16 protein-coding genes are annotated in these 15,296 nt (G+C 70.3%); 9 read left to right on the top strand and 7 right to left on the bottom strand.

Annotated features, from left to right (window positions below):
• The first annotated feature begins 88 nt into the window (after window positions 1-88).
• The 3 genes from ACZ4SA_RS00510 (at window position 89) to ACZ4SA_RS00520 (ending at window position 3,336) form a co-directional block, all read left to right on the top strand.
• Complete coding sequence (locus ACZ4SA_RS00510) at window positions 89-1,933, top strand: S1C family serine protease (protein WP_468267861.1); 1,845 nt, start codon at window positions 89-91, stop codon at window positions 1,931-1,933.
• A 138-nt stretch (window positions 1,934-2,071) separates the two neighbouring features.
• Complete coding sequence (locus ACZ4SA_RS00515) at window positions 2,072-2,533, top strand: sec-independent translocase (protein ID WP_468267864.1); 462 nt, start codon at window positions 2,072-2,074, stop codon at window positions 2,531-2,533.
• Window positions 2,534-2,655: 122 nt separating this feature from the next.
• Window positions 2,656-3,336 (top strand): hypothetical protein, encoded by a 681-nt coding sequence (locus tag ACZ4SA_RS00520; RefSeq protein ID WP_468267867.1) that lies wholly within the window; start codon window positions 2,656-2,658, stop codon window positions 3,334-3,336.
• A gap of 145 nt (window positions 3,337-3,481) precedes the next feature.
• Here the strand turns inward: ACZ4SA_RS00520 and ACZ4SA_RS00525 are convergent, their stop codons facing one another.
• The 3 genes from ACZ4SA_RS00525 to ACZ4SA_RS00535 are packed head-to-tail and all read right to left on the bottom strand — an operon-like array spanning window position 3,482 to window position 6,506.
• Entirely contained in the window at window positions 3,482-4,615 is a 1,134-nt protein-coding gene (locus ACZ4SA_RS00525) for an Mrp/NBP35 family ATP-binding protein (RefSeq protein WP_468267870.1), read from the bottom strand.
• A 42-nt stretch (window positions 4,616-4,657) separates the two neighbouring features.
• Complete coding sequence (locus tag ACZ4SA_RS00530) at window positions 4,658-5,251, bottom strand: DUF1003 domain-containing protein (protein WP_468267873.1); 594 nt, start codon at window positions 5,249-5,251, stop codon at window positions 4,658-4,660.
• A complete protein-coding gene (locus ACZ4SA_RS00535; RefSeq protein ID WP_468267876.1) occupies window positions 5,244-6,506 on the bottom strand; it encodes a magnesium transporter MgtE N-terminal domain-containing protein in 1,263 nt (420 codons plus the stop codon). The genes ACZ4SA_RS00530 and ACZ4SA_RS00535 overlap by 8 nt, the downstream gene beginning before the upstream one ends.
• A 170-nt stretch (window positions 6,507-6,676) precedes the next feature.
• Here ACZ4SA_RS00535 and ACZ4SA_RS00540 point away from each other — a divergent pair, with 170 nt between their 5' ends.
• Window positions 6,677-7,456 carry a hypothetical protein gene (locus ACZ4SA_RS00540; protein WP_468267879.1) on the top strand — a complete coding sequence of 260 codons (780 nt, stop codon included), beginning with the start codon at window positions 6,677-6,679 and terminating at the stop codon, window positions 7,454-7,456.
• Window positions 7,457-7,576: 120 nt separating this feature from the next.
• Here the strand turns inward: ACZ4SA_RS00540 and ACZ4SA_RS00545 are convergent, their stop codons facing one another.
• Both ACZ4SA_RS00545 and ACZ4SA_RS00550 read right to left on the bottom strand, forming a co-directional pair.
• Window positions 7,577-8,089: a hypothetical protein gene (locus tag ACZ4SA_RS00545; RefSeq protein ID WP_468267882.1), complete on the bottom strand. Its 513-nt coding sequence runs from the start codon at window positions 8,087-8,089 to the stop codon at window positions 7,577-7,579.
• Between the two features lie 35 nt (window positions 8,090-8,124).
• Window positions 8,125-9,240 carry a magnesium and cobalt transport protein CorA gene (locus ACZ4SA_RS00550; RefSeq protein ID WP_468267885.1) on the bottom strand — a complete coding sequence of 372 codons (1,116 nt, stop codon included), beginning with the start codon at window positions 9,238-9,240 and terminating at the stop codon, window positions 8,125-8,127.
• 447 nt (window positions 9,241-9,687) lie between these two features.
• On the opposite strand from ACZ4SA_RS00550, the gene ACZ4SA_RS00555 reads away from it, so the two are divergent.
• From ACZ4SA_RS00555 to ACZ4SA_RS00570, 4 genes are all read left to right on the top strand, one after another.
• Complete coding sequence (locus ACZ4SA_RS00555) at window positions 9,688-10,284, top strand: suppressor of fused domain protein (RefSeq protein WP_468267887.1); 597 nt, start codon at window positions 9,688-9,690, stop codon at window positions 10,282-10,284.
• A 341-nt stretch (window positions 10,285-10,625) separates the two neighbouring features.
• Window positions 10,626-11,264 carry a DUF6758 family protein gene (locus ACZ4SA_RS00560; protein WP_468267890.1) on the top strand — a complete coding sequence of 213 codons (639 nt, stop codon included), beginning with the start codon at window positions 10,626-10,628 and terminating at the stop codon, window positions 11,262-11,264.
• Between the two features lie 175 nt (window positions 11,265-11,439).
• Complete coding sequence (locus tag ACZ4SA_RS00565; protein WP_468267893.1) at window positions 11,440-12,303, top strand: PHP domain-containing protein; 864 nt, start codon at window positions 11,440-11,442, stop codon at window positions 12,301-12,303.
• Window positions 12,304-12,348: 45 nt separating this feature from the next.
• Complete coding sequence (locus ACZ4SA_RS00570; RefSeq protein WP_468267896.1) at window positions 12,349-12,954, top strand: MarC family protein; 606 nt, start codon at window positions 12,349-12,351, stop codon at window positions 12,952-12,954.
• A gap of 103 nt (window positions 12,955-13,057) precedes the next feature.
• Here the strand turns inward: ACZ4SA_RS00570 and ACZ4SA_RS00575 are convergent, their stop codons facing one another.
• Entirely contained in the window at window positions 13,058-13,213 is a 156-nt protein-coding gene (locus tag ACZ4SA_RS00575) for a hypothetical protein (protein ID WP_468267899.1), read from the bottom strand.
• Between the two features lie 174 nt (window positions 13,214-13,387).
• Between ACZ4SA_RS00575 and ACZ4SA_RS00580 the strand changes: the two genes are divergently transcribed.
• Window positions 13,388-14,287 carry an NYN domain-containing protein gene (locus ACZ4SA_RS00580; RefSeq protein WP_468267902.1) on the top strand — a complete coding sequence of 300 codons (900 nt, stop codon included), beginning with the start codon at window positions 13,388-13,390 and terminating at the stop codon, window positions 14,285-14,287.
• Here ACZ4SA_RS00580 and ACZ4SA_RS00585 read toward each other — a convergent pair.
• Window positions 14,278-15,129: an alpha/beta fold hydrolase gene (locus ACZ4SA_RS00585; protein ID WP_468267905.1), complete on the bottom strand. Its 852-nt coding sequence runs from the start codon at window positions 15,127-15,129 to the stop codon at window positions 14,278-14,280. The genes ACZ4SA_RS00580 and ACZ4SA_RS00585 overlap by 10 nt on opposite strands.
• Window positions 15,130-15,296 lie beyond the last annotated feature (167 nt).

Genomic DNA, 15,296 nt, shown 5'->3' on the forward strand with positions numbered 1-15,296 from the left:
GATCCTGCGTACGGATTCGCAAACCTGGTTGAATCTCAGCGGGCGCCCCGTGGGGGTGCCGCAGTGGTCGGCAGTTTGCGGGGAGAGCATGGACGACGGGAAGCCCACCGGATCCAAGGCGAAGTGGTGGAGCCGCCCCAGCACGGGACGCGGGGCGACCTCCGGGCAGGAGGCCGCCCCCGAGGTGTCCGCGTCGCCCGAGGCGTCCCCGCCGCAAGAGATGTCCGTGTCGGCCGAGGCACCCGCACGGGCAGGTGCGCCGGGGCCACCCGCGTCCGCCGAGGCGCCCGCGCCCGAGGACGCGCCCCCGGCGGCCGACGGACCTGCCGGGGCACCGGCAGCGCATGCCGGGGAGCCGTCCGCCGCGACGGCCGAGTCGGCGGACGCACCGGCGGCCGGGGCGCTCGCCGCGCCCCCGAGGCCGAAGCCGCTGCACGACCCCGACCCCTACAGCACTCCGCCGTACGGCGGGCCCGGCCCCTGGGCACCCGCGCCCCCGGTGCAGCGACCTGTGCCGACTCCGGCCCATGGCACGCCGGTACCGCCGCACTCCCCGGCACCTGACGGCCAAGGCGGTTACGCCCAGCCGCAGCCGCAGCCGCAGCCGCAGCCGCAGCAACAGCAACAGCAACAGCACACGCCGTCCTCCCAGCCCGCGCCCCAGCGGCACCCGTTGCCGCAGCAGCCCCCGGCGCCCGCTCAGGCCGCCCACGCTCCCGCCCTCGAGCGGCCGCAGCCCCTGTCCTCCGTCTGGCTGCAGTACGACCCGTGGAGCGCGCCCGGGCAGCCGCTCACCCAGCACGGAGAGCCGGCCGCGCCCCGCCGGCGTCGCCGCGGCCCGCTGCTCGCCGGCGCACTGGTGATCGCCCTCCTTGCGGGCGGCGCCGGCGGAGCCATAGGCGCGTACGTGGAACGCAACGGCGGCATCACCCAGGTCGAGCTCCCGCAGGCCGGGCCTGAAAGCGCCGACCGCGCACCCGACAGCGTCGCCGGCATCGCCGCGAGCGCTCTGCCGAGCGTCGTCACCCTCCACGTCAGCGGCGCCGGCGAACAGGGCACCGGAACCGGATTCGTGCTCGACGAGCAGGGGCACATCCTGACCAACAATCACGTCGTCGACCCGGCCGGGACGGACGGGGACATCTCGATCACCTTCAGCGGCGGCGAAACGGCCAAGGCCACGCTGGTCGGCAAGGACAGCGGTTACGACCTCGCTGTCGTCAAGGTCACCGGCGTCTCCGGCCTCAAGCCGCTGCCGCTGGGCAATTCCGACAACGTCAGGGTCGGCGACCCCGTCGTGGCCATCGGCGCTCCCTTCGACCTCCAGAACACGGTCACCTCGGGCATCATCAGCGCCAAGGAGCGCCCGATCACGGCCGGCGGCGAGAAGGGTGACGGCAGTGACATCAGCTACGTCGACGCCCTGCAGACGGACGCGCCGATAAACCCGGGCAACTCGGGCGGCCCGCTCGTGGACGCCAAGGCCCGGGTCATCGGCATCAACAGCGCCATCCGCGCCGCGGACACCGGCGCCGGGCCGGACGGCGGCCAGGCCGGCTCCATCGGGCTCGGTTTCGCGATCCCCATCAACCAGGGCAAGCGAGTGGCCGAGGAACTGATCAACACGGGCAAGGCCACCCACCCGGTGATCGGCGTCAGTCTCGACATGAAGTTCACCGGCGACGGAGCGCGGGTCGGCGACAAGGGCCAGGACAACACCCCCGCGGTCACCCCGAACGGCCCGGCCGCGAAAGCGGGCGTCAAGCCGGGTGACGTGATCACGAAGGTGGACGGCACGCGGGTGCACAGCGGTGAGGAGCTGATCGTCAAGATCCGTGCCCACCGCCCTGGGGACCGCCTGGAGCTGACGCTGAGGCGCGGTGGGGACGAGCGGACGATGACCCTGGTCCTCGGTTCGGCGGACAGCTCATGACCATCTCGGCGGTGCACGGACGGTACCAGCCCGACAACTTCGCCAGGTACCGTGGATCGGACCCGGGCCGGGACCCCGTCCGACCTGCGGGCCGCAGTGGACACAGCGAACGACGCAGAGAACACGAGGAGCAGCAAGGTGTTCAATGACCTAGGCGCACTTGAGCTGGTGGCGCTCGTTGTTCTCGCCGTTCTCATCTTCGGTCCGGACAAGCTCCCGAAGGTCATCCAGGACGCCACCCGCTTCATTCGGAAGGTCCGCGCCTTCTCGGAGAGCGCGAAGGACGACATCCGCAACGAGCTGGGTCCCGAGTTCAAGGACTTCGAGTTCGAGGATCTGAACCCGAAGACGTACATCCGCAAGCAGCTCGCGGAGAACGACGACCTCAAGGAACTCAAGGAGCTGCGGAGCAGCTTCGACCTCAAGAAGGAGATCAACGAGGTCGCCGACGCCGTCAACGGATCGGAGCACTCCGGTGTGTCGGAGAGTTCTGTCCCCGCCGCGGTGAACGGTTCCCCCACAGGCGGCCCCGACCTGCTCAAGAAGGGCGAGAAGCCCGCTCGGGACGAGCGCCCGCCCTTCGACGCCGACGCCACCTGAGCACTGTCAATCCCTGCGTACGGGGACCGGGTGGCTATTCTCTCCATCTGTCCGGCAGTGAGGACGCCCGAGGGGGGGCGGGTCCGCTGCAGGTGCGAAAGACGGAGGAGGCGGCCGGTTACATGGCGACGACAAGCCGGGTGACGGAGCAGGACGCGGAGGGCGCTTCGCCGGCCCGGAGCGGTTACAGGTCCCGTACGGCGCAGGGGGGCACGGCGGAGGGTTTCAAGGACGCCGCCTTCCCCTGGTACGCACTGGACGAGGCCTTCACCGGCCCCCGCCGGCTGATGCAGGTCGGCGTGGCCGCGGACGGCACGGTCCAGCACGGCGCGATCGGCCACGGCGACGAGCCGACGATACGGTCCGAGACGGCGGGCACCGAGAAGGAACGCTTCACGGTCGTGGTCACCGTCGCGGCCAGTCCCCTCAGACGCAGCGGCGACGGCACGGGCCTGCTGGACGCCACCACCGTCTCCTCTGCCGCCTGGCTGGCCGGGTCGGGGCTGCTGGCCCACACCTGGCCGGAGAAGCTGGACCACTCGCTGCGCGACGACTGGCTGGACCAGCAGACGGAGACCGCGTTCGAGCTCGCCGACGATCTGACCGGCCCCGCGTGGTCGGCCCTCTCCCTGCCCGTGGACGGGGTGCCGACGCCCTTCCACTACCGGGAGTCGGAGTTCGGGTGGGTGCTGGCGGGGACGACACATTCGGAAGTGCACATCGGGGCGTACGGGCGCGGCATGAGCGCGTACGGTCTGGGTTTCTCGGTCGTGGCGAACCCTGCGGCCTACGCGGAAGGCTAGGACGCGCTCGGAGAACGGGCGCTGCACGGAAAAGGGCGCTGCGCGAAAGCGCTGCATGACGAAGGGGCGCTGCTCGAAAGCAGCGCCCCTTTCCGTGCCCGGTGGTGCGGTGATCGGACGGGTCCGGTGCCGCCGCCCCCGGCTGTCAGAACTTGTTGCGCGGCGTGATGCCCAGCGACATGCCCGAGAGACCGCGCTGGCGGCCACCGAGCTTGCCGGCGATCGAGCGCAGTGCCGCGCCCGCCGGAGAGTCCGGGTCGGTGAGGACGACCGGCTTGCCTTCGTCGCCGCCCTCGCGCAGCCGTACGTCGATCGGGATGGAGCCCAGCACCGGCACCGTCGCGCCGGTGGTCTTCGTCAGGCCCTCCGCGACCCGCTGACCGCCGCCGGTGCCGAAGACGTCGACCATCTCGTCGCAGTGCGGGCACGGCAGGCCGGCCATGTTCTCGACGACGCCCACGATCTTCTGGTGCGTCTGGACCGCGATCGACCCGGCGCGCTCCGCGACCTCGGCCGCCGCCTGCTGCGGGGTCGTGACGACGAGGATCTCCGCGTTCGGGACGAGCTGGGCGACGGAGATCGCGATGTCGCCCGTACCCGGCGGGAGGTCGAGCAGCAGGACGTCCAGGTCGCCCCAGTACACGTCCGCGAGGAACTGCTGCAGCGCGCGGTGGAGCATCGGACCGCGCCACACAACCGGCGCGTTGCCCGGGGTGAACATGCCGATGGAGATCACCTTCACGCCGTTCGCCGACGGCGGCATGATCATGTTCTCGACCTGGGTGGGACGGCCGTCCGCACCCAGCATGCGCGGCACGCTGTGGCCGTAGATGTCCGCGTCGACGACGCCGACCTTCAGACCGTCCGCCGCCATGGCCGCCGCGAGGTTCACGGTCACTGAGGACTTGCCCACGCCGCCCTTGCCGGAGGCCACCGCGTAGACCCGGGTCAGCGAGCCCGGCTTGGCGAACGGCACCTCGCGCTCCGCGGTGGTGCCCCGCAGCGACGCGGCGAGGTCCTTGCGCTGCTCGTCGCTCATCACGTCCAGGGTGACGTCGACGTGTGAGACCCCGTCGACGCGGGCGACCGCCTCGGTCACGTTCTTGGTGATCGTCTCGCGCATGGGACAGCCGGAGACGGTGAGGTACACCGTGACGGCGACCGTGCCGTCGTCCCCGATGTCGACCGACTTGACCATGCCCAGTTCAGTGATCGGTCGGTTGATCTCGGGGTCGTTCACCGTCGCCAGTGCCTCAAGCACCGCGTCTTCCGTAGCCATAAGCAGATGGTACGGCGCTGCGCACCGCCTTCGGAAAGCCCGTCAGCGGTCGTCTTCGTCACTCCCCCCGGGCCGCTCGTGGGTGAGCGGGACCCGCTGCTCCTCCAGCTCCCGGGCCAGGTCCTGCAGTTCCGAGCGGATCCAGTCCCGGGTGGCGACTTCGCCGAGGCCCATCCGCAGCGCCGCGATCTCGCGGGTCAGGTATTCGGTGTCCGCGATCGACCGCTCGTTCTGCTTGCGGTCCTGTTCCAGATTGACCCGGTCCCGGTCGTCCTGCCGGTTCTGCGCCAGCAGGATCAGCGGCGCCGCGTACGACGCCTGGAGCGACAGCGCGAAAGTCAGGAAGATGAACGGATACTCGTCGAAACGCAGGTCCGGGGGGGCGGTGACGTTCCACCCCACCCACGTGATGATCGTCAGCGTCATCCAGACGAGGAACCGGCCCGTCCCCAGGAACCGGGCGATCTGCTCCGAGAACCGTCCGAAGGCTTCGGGGTCGTAGTCGGGCAGCAGGCTGCGCCGTGGCGGGCGCGGGAGGTCGAGCCGTGCCCGTGTCCGCGGGACGGCGCTCGCCCCGGCCGGCATACGGTCACGCTCGATCCGTTCGGGCTGGCCCTGGTCCCTCCCGCTAGCCATGCGCGGAGTCCTCGAACTCCGTCTCGCGCCAGTCGTCCGGGAGCAGGTGGTCCAGTACGTCGTCGACGGTCACGACCCCGAGCAGCGAGCCGCTCTCGTCGACGACGGGCGCCGCCACCATGTTGTACGCCGCGAGATGCTGGGTGACGGCCCGCAGAGGCGCCCCCGGCGACAGCGGCGGCAGGTCGCTGTCCACGATCGAGCTGACCAGCGTGAACGGCGGGTCCCGCAGCAGCCGCTGGAAGTGCACCGTGCCGAGGTACTTCCCTGTCGGGGTCTCGTCCGGCGGCCGGCACACGTACACCTGGGCGGCGAGCGCGGGGGACAGGTCCTGCTGGCGCACGCGGGCCAGCGCGTCGGCCACCGTGGAGTCGGGGCGCAGCACGATCGGCTCGGTCGTCATCAGACCGCCCGCCGTGCGCTCCTCGTACGACAGCAGCCGTCGCACATCGGCGGCGTCGGCGGGCCGCATCAGCGCCAGCAGCCGCTCCTTGTCCTCCTCCGGGAGCTCGGACAGCAGGTCGGCCGCGTCGTCCGGGTCCATGGCCTCCAGGACGTCGGCCGCACGTTCCTCCTTGAGCTTGCCGAGGATCTCCACCTGGTCGTCGTCGGGGAGCTCCTCCAGCACGTCGGCGAGCCGGTCGTCGTCGAGGGCCGCGGCCACCTCGGCGCGCCGTTTCGGCGAGAGATGGTGCAGCACATTGGCCAGGTCGGCCGGCCGCAGTTGCTCGAAGGTGGCGAGGAGGCTCTCCGCGCCCTGCCCGTGCTCCTCGAGCGAGAAGCCGGTGACGGCGGACCAGTCCAGGGTCAGCGTCTCGCCCCTGCGGCGCAGCGCGCCGCCCTTGCCCTTGCGTACGAAGACCTTGTCGATCTCCCAGTCGCGGCGGGCGGGCAGCTGCTGGATGGCCACGTCGAGGACGGTGACCTCCTCGCCGCTCTCCACCATGCGGACGCGGCGGTCGAGGAGTTCGCCGAGCACCAGCCGCTCGGTCGGACGCTGTTCGAAACGGCGGACATTGAGCACGCCGGTGGTGATGACCTGTCCCGACTCGATGCCGGTGACCCGGGTCATCGGCAGGAAGATCCTGCGGCGACTGATCACCTCGACCACGAGGCCCAGGAGCCGCGGCGGGCGGCGCCCGACGCGCAGCATCGCCACCAGGTCGCGTACGCGTCCGACCTGGTCGCCGTTGGGGTCGAAGACGGGCACGCCCGCGAGGTGCGAGACGAAGACCCGAGGGGCGCCTGCGACCATGCTCGCCCCTCTCTTTTGCCGGAAAACGCAGACTTTCGACGGGTTCAGGCTAGCCGGTACCGATACGGGCCGCCCCCGGCTGACGTCCGTACGGCTGCCTGCGTACCCGTGCACCCCGCACGGGTACGCTGCGCACTGCCATCCCCCCACAGATGAGAGGCAGTGCGCTTGTGACTCCCCTCCCTCCGGCCGGCCGAGTGCGCCGGGTCGCGCTCTCCACGGTGCTGTGTGCCGGGCTGGCTGTGGCGCTCACGGCATGCGGCGAGGACCCGGACGCGGGGACCAACGGGATCGGGAAGCTCTCCGCGGAGGAGATCGAGACCAAGGCGCGCGCGGCGGCGGACGCCGCGGCCTCGGTACGCCTGGCGGGGACGCTCGTCAGCAAGGACGGCACGTACAGGCTGAACATGCGGCTCAAACAGGACGGCGCCACCGGTTCGCTGACCTCGAAGGAGAACGCCTTCGAGCTGCTGCGGATCGACGACGCGCTGTTCCTCAAGGCCGACGCCGGTTTCTGGAGCCACGCGGACAGCGGTGACGAGGAGCCCAGCAAGTCGGACATGGAGGCGGCGAAAAAACTCGCCGACAAGTACGTGAAGGTGCCCAAGGGCGACCCCTCGTACAAGCAGTTCCGCGGCTTCACCGACATGGACGTGCTGCTCGACGGGCTGCTCGGGATGCAGGGCGAGCTCAGCAAGGGCGACCGGACACAGGTCGGCGGCGTACGCACGATCAAGGTCAGCGCCGGTGAGGGCGGCCGGGGCGGAGTCCTCGACGTCTCGCTCGAGGGCAAGCCGTTTCCGCTGCAGTTCGCCCGGGCCGCCGGAGCCGGAGTGCTCACGCTCGGGGACTGGGACAAGGACTTCCCGCTGGCCGAGCCCGCGGACGGGGAGACGGTCGACTACGGCGGCCAGATCCCGAAGACGTCGGGGTCCGGCTCGGGCGGCTGACGGTTCGACCGGCCGGCCTCGCGGGCGGCCGACGGTTTTGCCGGCGGCCCGACAGGGTCGGCTGACGGTTCTGGGACGCGACCTGCTGCCGCGGCCCGAACGTGGTTCGGGCCGGCGACCTCAGCCGCGCCGCCCCCGTCGCTTCAGCAGCAGCCTCGGCAGGGCCGCCGGCATCGGGCGGCGCGTCGTCGCCGCCGTCGGCAGTGGTGCCGCCGCCAGGGAGCCGTCGGGCAGCTCGGTGACGGCGTCCTGCGGCTCGAGCCGCAGCACCCGGCACTCGCGCGCCCAGCGCTCCGTCATCTGCTCGGCGTCAGGGGCGTTCAGCCGCTTGCCCTTGAGCTCAGCGACGGCCGCATGCCATTCCTCGGAGCGCGGGGGCAGTTCCCGCACCGTCGCGGCCCAGGCGACCAGCCGGCCGCCCTTGTCCTTGCTGCGGACGGTGACCTCGGCCGGCCTGCCGTCGGCCAGCCCCGGCAGCGGCTGCTCGCCCGGCCCGTCGCCGACGATGTGCACGGCGCCGTCGTGCCACACATGCCACAGGGCGCGTGCCGGACCGTCGCCGCGCACCCAGATGAGGCCGGACTTCTTGGTGGCCTCCTCGACGAGCGCCTGGCCGAGCAGATGGGATGTCATACGCGCAGCCTATCGATCGGTGCTCCCGCGGCGCCCTACAGCCAGCCATTGCGCTTGAGGGTGCGGTGGATCGCGAAACACACGACCGCGATGCCGGTGAGCACCGCCGGATAGCCGTACTTCCACTGCAGTTCCGGCATGTGTTCGAAGTTCATGCCGTAGATCCCGCAGACGGCCGTCGGCACGGCGATGATCGCCGCCCAGGACGTGATCTTGCGCATGTCCTCGTTCTGGGCGACGGTCGCCTGGGCGAGGTTGGCCTGGAGGATCGAGTTCAGCAGCTCGTCGAAGCCGATGACCTCTTCCTGGACGCGGGCGAGGTGGTCGGCGACGTCACGGAAGTACTTCTGGATGTCCGGGTCGATCAGCCGCATCGGCCGCTCGCTCAGCAGCTGCATCGGCCGCAGCAGCGGGGAGACGGCCCGCTTGAATTCGAGCACCTCGCGCTTGAGCTGGTAGATCCGCCCGGCGTCGCTGCCGCGCGGGCTGCCCTTGTCGGGCGCAGAGAAGACGTCGATCTCGACCTCGTCGATGTCGTCCTGGACGGCGGAGGCCACCGCGATGTACCCGTCGACGACATGGTCGGCGATGGCGTGCAGCACCGCAGAGGGGCCCTTGGCGAGCAGCTCGGCGTCCTTCTGCAGGCCGTGTCGCAGTGCACGCAGCGATCCCTTGCCGCCGTGCCGCACGGTGATGACGAAGTCCCGGCCGGTGAAACACATCACTTCACCGGTCTCGACGACCTCGCTGGTCGCGGTCAGTTCGGCGTGCTCGACGTAGTGGATGGTCTTGAAGACCGTGAAGAGGGTGTCGTCGTACCGCTCCAGCTTGGGCCGCTGGTGGGCGTGGACCGCGTCCTCGACTGCCAGCGGGTGGAGCCCGAACTCGGCGGCGATACCGGCGAATTCCGCCTCCGTCGGCTCGTGCAGGCCGATCCAGGCGAAGCCGCCGTCCTTACGCACGCTCAGCATCGCCTCGTGGGGCGTCAGACAGGCGCGGCCCTCGAGGCGCCGGCCGTCGCGGTAGACGGCGCAGTCGACGACCGCGCTGGAGGCCGAGGGGTCACGGGTCGGGTCGTAGCTGTTGTATGGGGCGCTGCTCTTGCGCAGCGAGGGGCGGACCGCTGCGCGCAGGTCACGGATCATCGACATGGCTGGCTCCTTCACGGAGAGGCCGTCGGCGGTGCGTGGCACAGCCCGGAATGGGGACGTGAGGCATACGTCCGCAAAGCGGGCGGCACCGCGTGGTCGCGGTGACGGCGTTCGCTACAGACAGGCAAAAACGAAGTGCTCGCGCTCTTCCGTCGTGCGAAATGCCGTGGGGCCCGTGCGGGGAGGCCTCAGCTCACGATTCCCGGTTCGCCGTGTCAGGGACGGCGAAAGGAACGGTGCCGTGCGGAAGAGCTGCTGGTACTGCACGATCGACTTCGATCCACCGCAGCCTCACCTCCTCCGGCCGGTCCCCCGTGAGGGACGACGTGTCGTCGGGACTCGAAGGCAGCGCTTCTGCGTGCCGTCCCGACCAGCGGCCAAGACTATCAGCCGACTGCGGGTCAATCCCTGTGTTTGCCCGCTCCTTACGCGTTTTATGCTCGCGACATGGAAGACGTTCTTGCTCTTGTCGACGCCCGGCTGCGCAGCGCGCTTGGCGAACCGGACGCTCGCGCCGCCGTGACGTTTCTCGGCACGGACCGCATCGAGGTGCTGCGGTTCCGGGACCGTGAGGGCGGCAAGGAGATCGTCCGCTACGCCACTCTCGGGATGTCGGCGCACCCGATGACGGATCCCACCGCGACCGTCGCCGACCCGGTCAAGGGGCCTCGTGCGGAGCTGGTCCTGAGCGTGCGGGCCGGTCTCGCCGACACCGGCAAGGTGCTGCGCCCGCTTGCCGTACTCGGGGCGTCGCCGCAGGTCGAAGGCGTGATCGTGGCCCCCGGGGCCTCGCTCGACGTGGGTGAGCCGCTGTGGCCTTCTGCGCCGTTCAGCTCGGTGCTCGTCGCGGAGCCGGGCGGCCTGGTCGAGGATCTCGAACTGGACGACCCGATGGATCCGGTGCGCTTCCTGCCACTGCTGCCCATGACGCCGAACGAGGCCGCCTGGAAGCGGGTGCACGGCGCGGCAGAGCTTCAGGATCGGTGGCTGACGCACGGGACGGACCTGCGCGATCCGCTGCGCAGGTCCGTGACGCTCGACTGAACCGGCATACCGGCCAAGTCGGTTGGCGAAGACGGTCACGCGGTCCCCGGTGGCGTGACGGTACTTCAGTTCCTTCGCCTCGAGACCGAGCGAGGTGCGCCTCACCAAGGCGACGGCCGCCGCGACGGCGGCCACGAACGGGATACGGATGCCTTCCCTTCCTTGCATGGAACGGCTCCTTCGCCGTGCGGAGTTGTGGCTCAGCGCTGGTTTGCTCCACGCACATATGAGTTAGCCAAGCTAATGAATGCTAATTGCATCTATCTCGAGCGGTGGAAGGCGCGCGCCGGACGGGTGATCGTCCTTGACGCGAGGTCGGCCGGAGAGGACCGTTGGGCCTTATGAGGGGCGAACCCAGTTGCCCGAAGTGCGGTGGCCGGGTGAGGGCGCCCGGTCTCTTTGCCGACTCCTGGCAGTGCGACGTGCATGGTTCCGTGCACCCGCTGCAGCCGGTGATCCCGCCCAGTGTCGAGGCCCTCGGTGTCGTGGTGCACCGCGCGAAGGTCCCCGTGTGGATGCCTTGGCCACTGCCGGTCGGCTGGCTCTTCACCGGCGTCGCCTATGCGGGCGACGACCGCAGCGGCGGCCGTGCCACGGCGGTGGCCTGTTCGGGGCCCGGCCCGCTCGGTGGCATCGGGGAGCTGCTGCTCATCGCGGAGGAGCTGGGCGTCGGCCTTGGTTCCCGGTACGCCGGGATCGACGGGCCGGACCCGGGACCGCACATCGACGTCGCCAAACCCCCGCAGGCCAAGGTGCTCGCCGCCGGCCGGCCCACACCGCTGTGGCACGTCGCGGGCGCGCCCGACGACCGTGCGGTGTTCGCCGGCGAGGCGCGCGGACTGTGGCTGTGGGCCGTCGTCTGGCCGGAGCAGTCCGGGCTGCTCATGTACGACGAGCTGGTGCTCACGGACCTGCGGGACGCCGGTGCGGAGGTCGAACTGCTGCCGTGCGGTGCGCTGTCACCGCGGCTGCTGTCGTAGGCCGGGGGGCCGCGGAAGTCCGTCTGTCACGCGCCTCGGGGGCGGCGAAACTCTGCGGACGCTCCCCGGCGCACCCGGCCCGGGTCCTGCCGCCTCTTCGCGCGGCCGGGACGCATGTGCAGGGCGGTTATCCTGGGTGTCCCCTGTCCGCCCGTGAGCCCCCGGAGTCAGCGTCGTGCGCATCGATCTGCACACCCACTCCACGGCTTCCGACGGTACGGACACCCCGGCCGAGCTCGTGCGGAACGCCGCCGCTGCCGGTCTGGACGTCGTTGCCCTCACCGACCACGACACGACCCGCGGGCACGCGGAGGCGGCCGCCGCGCTCCCCGAGGGCGTGACTCTCGTCACCGGCGTTGAACTCTCCTGCCGTCTCGACGGCGTCGGACTCCACATGCTGGCGTATCTGTTCGACGCCGAGGAGCCCGATCTGCTCCGCGAGCGCGAGCTCGTACGCGACGACCGGGTGCCTCGCGCCCGGGCGATGGTCGGCAAGCTCCAGGAGCTCGGCGTGCCCGTCGAGTGGAAGCACGTCGCCCGCATCGCCGGGGACGGATCCGTCGGCCGGCCGCACATCGCGGAGGCCCTCGTCGAGCTGGGCGTCGTGCCCTCGGTGTCCGACGCCTTCACCCCCCTGTGGCTGGCCGACGGCGGCAGGGCGTACGTCGAGAAGCACGAGCTCGACCCCTTCACCGCGGTCCGCCTGGTCAAGGCGGCCGGCGGTGTCACCGTCTTCGCCCACCCGCTTGCCGTCAAGCGAGGCCGGGTGGTCCCCGAGTCGGCGATAGCGGAACTCGCCGCCTGCGGCCTCGACGGCATCGAGGTCGACCACATGGACCACGACGAGGCGACCCGCACCCGGCTGCGCGGCCTTGCCGGTGACCTCGGGCTGCTGCCCACGGGCTCCAGTGACTACCACGGCAGCCGCAAGACCTGCCGGCTGGGCGACTGCACCACCGACCCGGAGATCTACGGCGAGATCACCCGCCGCGCCACGGGCGCATTCCCCGTGATGGGCACGGGCGGGGTCCGCCTGTAATCGCGCCCTTCCCCCGTACCACCCTCTCCTCGCAAGGCCCTCACTGTGTTCGACGCTGCCGTTTTCGGCTCTCTGTTCCTGACCCTTTTTGTCATCATGGATCCCCCGGGGATCACACCGATCTTCCTCGCCCTCACCTCCGGGCGCGCCACCAAGGTGCAGCGCCGGATGGCGTGGCAGGCCGTGGCGGTCGCCTTCGGAGTGATCACCGTCTTCGGCATCCTCGGTCAGCAGATCCTCGACTATCTGCATGTCTCCGTACCGGCGCTGATGATCGCCGGTGGCCTGCTCCTGCTGCTGATCGCCCTCGACCTGCTCACCGGAAAGACCGACGAGCCCAAGCAGACCAAGGACGTCAACGTCGCGCTGGTGCCCCTGGGTATGCCGCTGCTGGCCGGTCCCGGTGCGATCGTCTCGGTGATCCTCGCGGTCCAGCACGCACAGGGCGTCGGGCAGCAGGTCTCGGTCTGGGCGGCGATCGTCGCCATGCATGTCGTGCTGTGGCTCACCATGCGCTACTCGCTGGTGATCATCCGCCTGATCAAGGACGGCGGTGTGGTGCTGGTGACGCGGCTCGCCGGCATGATGCTATCCGCGATCGCCGTGCAGCAGATCATCAACGGCGTCACGCAGGTGATCCAGGGCGCCTGAGCGACCAGGCCGCCAACGCATTACGCCCCCGTACGGCAGTCCGTACGGGGGCGTCTCGCGTCGGTCGTGCGTCACGTCGTGCGTCACACAGCTCAATGAGGCGTTATGAAGCAACGGAGGTGTCGGCGGGTCGGATATAGATGCGCTGGCCGATCGAAGCGGCCTGCTGCACGATCCGGTTGACGGAGGCGGCATCCACGACCGTACTGTCGACAGCGGTGCCGTCGACGTCGTCCAGTCGCATGATTTCGAAGCGCAAGGCTTCTCCCTTCGTCTGATCCTCCTGCAGGAGAACTGAATGACAGACGGTCTCCCCGTCCGTGTACATGGGTTACAACGAGATGCATCCTGCAAACATTCCCTACGCTAAGGAAATTTTTTGGATGCCTAACTACTGGCGGGTAGTGCTCCGGCCACGGAGAATGAGCCACGTATGAACGATGCAGAGATCAACGAGATCGCCACCCGCCTGGAGCGCACCAATGAGCTCCTGCAGCGGATGCTCGCCGAGGGCGCGAAGACCCCTTCGACCCATGCCATCTTCGTCGACGCCGGTTACGTCTATGCTGCGGCCGGATTGCTTGTGGCGGGCACCGAGGACCGGCGCTCCTTCGACCTGGACACCGAAGGGCTGATCGCGGCCTTCATCGACAAGGCGGGCAAGATCTTCACCGACAGCCGGCTGCTGCGGGTCTACTGGTACGACGGCGCCCGGCGCCGCATCCACACCGCGGAACAGCAGTCCATCGCGGAGCTGCCCGATGTCAAGGTGCGCCTCGGCAACCTCAACGCCAACAACCAGCAGAAGGGCGTCGACTCCCTGATCCGCACCGATCTGGAGTCACTCGCCAGGCACCGCGCCATCAGTGACGCGGCGCTCGTCGGGGGCGACGAGGACCTCGTCTCCGCCGTCGAGGCCGCCCAGGGCTACGGCGCGCGTGTCCACCTGTGGGGCATCGAGGCCGGAGAGGGCCGCAACCAGGCGGAGCCGCTGCTGTGGGAGGTCGACAGCCAGCGCACCTTCGACCTCGACTTCTGCCGCCCCTACATCACCCGCAGGCCCGTCACGACGTACGAGAACGAGGGTGAGCCGCCGCCCTCGCGTGACGAAGTACGGTTCGTAGGCGCCCAGATCGCGGCAACATGGCTGGGGGAGCGGGGGCGCGCCGAACTCGCGGAACTGCTCCCCGGCCATCCCTATCTGCCCGGTTCCGTGGACCAGGAGCTGCTGATCGAAGCGGAGCGGCGGCTCCAGCGATCACTGCGCGGCCACGCCGTCCTGCGCAGGGCGCTCCGGGACGGCTTCTGGCAGCACCTGCAGGCTCAGTACTGATCCCAGAACCGCGCGAGCGCGGAAGCGGTCTCCAGGGGCCGGTCCGTGTTCGGCGAATGCTCCGCGCCCCGGACGACCGTCCGGTGCGCGTCCAGCCGCTGGGCCATCTCGTCCAGCAACGGCACCGGCCAGGTGTCGTCGCGTTCGCCCGACAGCACATGCTTGGGCAGCGGCTCTACGGCGGCGAGTTCGGCGACCCTGTCCGGCTCCGTCGTCAACTGGCGGCCGGTGGCGATGAGCTGGGCGGGGTTGTGGCGCAACCAGCGGCGTCGCAGGTCCTCCCGGCCCTCGGTGGCCTCCGCCTCCGCGTCCTCCGGCGCGTCGAAGGCCAGGATCGCCTCCCACACCTGGTCCATCGGCATGACGGCGAGTGCGTCGCTCAGCAGCTTCACCCGCTGCTGCTGGGCCGGACTGATCTGCGCCGGCCCCGACGACATCAGCGTGAACGTCGAGAACGGGGAGGCGTCCAAGAGGATGGCGGCACGGGCGATCTGACCGCCGAGCGAGTGCCCCACGAGGTGCAAGGGGCCGCCGACGGCCGCGGCCTGGGCGAGCACGTCCCGGGCCAACTGGAGCTGTTCGTAGATGCTTTGGTCCGCCGGGCCATCGGTCTCGTACTGCCCGCGACCGTCCACCGCGACAGTCCGGTAACCGGACTCGGTCAGCGGCTCGAGCAGCGCGATGAAGTCCTCCTTGCTGCCCGTGTACCCGGGCAGCAACAACGCGGTGCCGCGCACGGCTCCGGACGGCCGCGCGTCGAGCACGGCGAACGTGCCGCGCGAAGTGGACAGCGCGCGGGGCTGGGCGCAGGAGGGCGGCACGAAGGTGGGCGGGCGACTCATGCGACGAGGCTAACGCGCGGCGTCCTCGAAAACCGCGGATGCCCGGCCCCAAAAAACGGGGCCGGGCATCCGGGGTGCCAGTGCGTCAGCTCTCCGGCTGCGCCGCGGCCTTGCGCGTACGTGTCCGGCGGGGCGTCGTCTCGGTCTCGACGGCGTCTGAGGTCTCG

It is taken from the genome of Streptomyces sp. NPDC027962 (genome assembly GCF_055566095.1).

What these genes read in the sequence shown, in the direction of transcription:
- ACZ4SA_RS00510 (WP_468267861.1), top strand. Translation starts at nt 89, where the DNA reads ATGGACGACGGGAAGCCCACCGGATCCAAGGCGAAGTGGTGGAGCCGC.
- ACZ4SA_RS00520 (WP_468267867.1), top strand. Translation starts at nt 2,656, where the DNA reads ATGGCGACGACAAGCCGGGTGACGGAGCAGGACGCGGAGGGCGCTTCG.
- ACZ4SA_RS00525 (WP_468267870.1), bottom strand. Translation starts at nt 4,615, where the DNA reads ATGGCTACGGAAGACGCGGTGCTTGAGGCACTGGCGACGGTGAACGAC.
- ACZ4SA_RS00530 (WP_468267873.1), bottom strand. Translation starts at nt 5,251, where the DNA reads ATGGCTAGCGGGAGGGACCAGGGCCAGCCCGAACGGATCGAGCGTGAC.
- ACZ4SA_RS00535 (WP_468267876.1), bottom strand. Translation starts at nt 6,506, where the DNA reads ATGGTCGCAGGCGCCCCTCGGGTCTTCGTCTCGCACCTCGCGGGCGTG.
- ACZ4SA_RS00545 (WP_468267882.1), bottom strand. Translation starts at nt 8,089, where the DNA reads ATGACATCCCATCTGCTCGGCCAGGCGCTCGTCGAGGAGGCCACCAAG.
- ACZ4SA_RS00550 (WP_468267885.1), bottom strand. Translation starts at nt 9,240, where the DNA reads ATGTCGATGATCCGTGACCTGCGCGCAGCGGTCCGCCCCTCGCTGCGC.
- ACZ4SA_RS00555 (WP_468267887.1), top strand. Translation starts at nt 9,688, where the DNA reads ATGGAAGACGTTCTTGCTCTTGTCGACGCCCGGCTGCGCAGCGCGCTT.
- ACZ4SA_RS00560 (WP_468267890.1), top strand. Translation starts at nt 10,626, where the DNA reads ATGAGGGGCGAACCCAGTTGCCCGAAGTGCGGTGGCCGGGTGAGGGCG.
- ACZ4SA_RS00580 (WP_468267902.1), top strand. Translation starts at nt 13,388, where the DNA reads ATGAACGATGCAGAGATCAACGAGATCGCCACCCGCCTGGAGCGCACC.
- ACZ4SA_RS00585 (WP_468267905.1), bottom strand. Translation starts at nt 15,129, where the DNA reads ATGAGTCGCCCGCCCACCTTCGTGCCGCCCTCCTGCGCCCAGCCCCGC.